This window comes from Luteococcus sp., from assembly GCF_043424415.1.
Lineage (GTDB): Bacteria > Actinomycetota > Actinomycetes > Propionibacteriales > Propionibacteriaceae > Luteococcus.
Genome location: NZ_JBHWOO010000211.1, coordinates 1 through 3,066 on the forward strand (window position 1 = coordinate 1; position 3,066 = coordinate 3,066).

At 68.2% G+C, this 3,066-nt stretch carries 3 protein-coding genes; 2 read left to right on the top strand and 1 reads right to left on the bottom strand.

Annotated elements, in window-relative coordinates; translation table 11 throughout:
- Together ACHFFZ_RS12320 and ACHFFZ_RS12325 are read left to right on the top strand one after the other, a co-directional pair.
- Positions 1–1,180: ATP-binding protein (locus ACHFFZ_RS12320; RefSeq protein WP_394276902.1), on the top strand; the 1,180-nt coding region annotated here is incomplete at its 5' end.
- A 1-nt stretch (position 1,181) separates the two neighbouring features.
- On the top strand, positions 1,182–2,780 hold the full coding sequence (locus ACHFFZ_RS12325) for a peptidoglycan DD-metalloendopeptidase family protein (protein ID WP_394276903.1): 1,599 nt from the start codon (positions 1,182–1,184) through the stop codon (positions 2,778–2,780).
- Between the two features lie 86 nt (positions 2,781–2,866).
- On the opposite strand, the gene ACHFFZ_RS12330 is transcribed toward ACHFFZ_RS12325, so the two are convergent.
- Positions 2,867–3,066: hypothetical protein (locus tag ACHFFZ_RS12330; RefSeq protein WP_394276904.1), on the bottom strand; the 200-nt coding region annotated here is incomplete at its 5' end.

The window sequence follows — 3,066 nt, forward strand, 5'->3', positions numbered from 1 at the left end:
CATCTGCGTCACCAACCCCAACGTGATGGCCTTCGGCAAACCCGGCCGCGGCAAGTCCGGCACCACCAAGGCCTTCCTGCTGCGCATGATGGACTTCGGCTACCGCTCCCTGATCCTCGGCGACGCCAAGGACGAGTACGAACCCCTGTGCCACGCCGTCGGCGTCGAACCCTTCGCCATCGGCCGCGGACTACCGACCCGCATCAACCCCCTCGACATCGGCCCCCTGGGCAACGGCTGGGCCACTCTTCCCGCGGCGGAGGCGCAACGCCGATCCGCCTTGGTCTTCCGCCGCTGGCTCACCCTGATCCGCGGACTGGTCGGCTCCCAACGTGTCGGTGACCTGCGCGTCCCCTTCGGGCCCAGCGACGAGGTCGTCGTCAAGACCGTCCTGGCCCGCCTGTCCGGCTACAGCACCGCGGCCACCACCCTGGTCGAGCCCACCATCCCGCAACTGTGGCTGGCACTCGACAACCCCGACGACGACCTCGTCGCCGAGTGCCGCTATCGCGACCAACGCCACTTCCTCGACGAAACCCGCCTCCTGCGCGACGCCCTCGGCCAACTCGTCTCCGGTGCCCTGGCTGGCTTGTTCGACCAGCACACCACCATCACGGTTGACTGGCGTGCCCCCATCCAGTCCCTGTCCCTGTCCCGTCTCGAACCCTTCGGCGACGAGGCCATCGGTATCGCCCTGACCTGCCTCAACTCCTGGGGACGCGCCATGCGGGAAGTCGCCGACCCCGGCGACCTGCGCATCGTCGTCCGCGACGAGGCTTGGAAGCAGCTGCGCCTCGGGCCGGACGCCGTGAAGAGCTTCGACGCGGACCTGCGCTTCTCCCGCCGCGACGGTGACATCCAATGGGCCGTCATGCACAAACCCTCCGACCTGCTCTCGGCCGGCGACCACGGATCCCAGGCCGCCACCATCGCCAAGGACCTGCTGCACCTGGCCGACGTGAAGATCCTCCACGGCCAGGACCACGCCGTCGCCGGCGAACTCGAACAACTCCTCGGCCTGGGACCCATCGCCCAACACGTCATCACCACCTGGGCCATGCAGGGCACAGGCCGCGCCCTGTGGCAGGTCGGCGACCAGCTCTACAAGGTCCAGACCCACCTCCACCCCCTCGAACACCAGCTCACCTGGACCAACCAAGCCATCGAGGCAGCGAACTGACATGACCAAGCTCACCGCTATCATCAGCACCGTCCTCGCCGTCGTGCTCATCGCACCCCTGATGCTCGTCGCCATGATCAGCACCACCGCCGCCAGCGCCAAGGCCGCCGTCGAGACGCAGACCCCCTGCGCCGGCCAGGTCACGGCGCCCACCTCCACTACCTGGCGCGTCCCCTTCACCGGCGTGGGTTACCAACGCACCAGCCCATTCGGGATGCGGCTCCATCCGGTGCTGAAGGTGTGGAAACTCCACGACGGCGTCGACCTGGTCGCCCCACGAACCGCCGTGGTCGCCGTTGCCGACGGCACCATCACTGCCGCCGGACCGGCGCAAGGCTGGGGCAACCACGTCGTCATCGACCATGGCGGCGGCATCACCAGCCTGTATGCCCACCTCGCCACGATCGACCCGGCCCTGAAGCTCGGTGGCCGGGTCGTGGTGGGGCAGACGCTCGGCGTCGAAGGCTCCACCGGCTACTCGACCGGCATCCATCTGCACTTCTCCATCCGCCGCAACGGCACCCCCATCGACCCCGTGCCGTTCATGGCCGCACACGGGGCACCCCTTGATGGACGCCCGGTCGCTGCCACATCCCGGGGCGCGGCGCCCAGGGATCAGTCAGCAGGGGAGGGTGGCATGGCCACCAGCGTTCTGCCGCGGCCGCGGGTGCGCAAGGACTCCCTGCACAACCCGCCGTTGCCGATCCTGCCGCGCATCGAGGCTCTCTACCGGCAGGCCGCGAGCAGGTACGGCCTGCCCTGGACGCTGCTGGCCGGCATCGGGATGGAGGAGACCGCCCACGGACGCAACAACACGACGAGCTCCGCCGGTGCGCAAGGGCTGATGCAGTTCATGCCAGCCACTTTCGCGACCATGGGCGTTGACGGCAACGGCGACGGGCGGGTGCTCATCACCGACGACGCCGACAGCATTCACAGCGCCGCTCACTACCTCGTCACCTCCGGCGCTCTCCGCGGACAGGCAGGTGTCGAGAAGGCCCTGTATGCGTACAACCACGCCGACTGGTACGTCGGCGACGTCCTGCACTACGCCCACGCCTACGGCGGCGGCCAGACCACCACGTCGCTCGACGACTGCCACCCCGGAGTCGGGTCCGCACCTACTGGGGACCCTGTCGCGGCTGGCGATACGGCCAAGGTCCTCGCCTGGGCAAAGACCAAGCTCGGCGGCCGCTACATCATGGGCGCCGCCGGCCCCGACGCCTACGACTGCTCCAGCTACACCCAAGCCGCCTACCACCAGATCGGCATCCGGCTGCCGCGCACGGCACAAGCCCAGCGCGACTGGCTCGCCGCAGGTCACGGCACACGCATCCGACCAGGCCAGGAGAGGCCCGGCGACCTGATCTTCATCGACAGCTACCTCGGGCCCCGCCGCGTTGGGCACGTCGCCCTCGTTTGGGATACGGAGACTAAGCAGACGATCGAAGCCGCCAGCGCCAGCCGAGGCATCATCATCGGCGACTACCGCGACTGGAGCAGCAGGAACATCTATGAGATCTGGCGCCCAGGTCAAGACTCCACTGGATCTCTCGCGGCGTCGTCAGGGTCGGGCAGTTTGGCGCTCCACGGCGCCTAATGCACAGACACAGGAGGCTCCTCCCGCCTCGCGGAGTCAGCCCGGATATCGTCTGCTCCGGCGGTCGTCGTCGAGGAAGCTGGCGCTTAGGTCCAGTCGGGAAGCGTTTGAAACAGCGTTCCCCATTCCTCGGGGAACTCCAGAGGGGAACCGGGTGGATCGTCCGCAGCCGCGTACTGCCACTCGCAGAATTTGTCTCCATTCCGACCGGTGCAGATGCCCAAGACCCAGCCGGACACAGTCCTTCGCCAGTGCCACACCAACTGGCCGTCGTCGGTCACGGCCG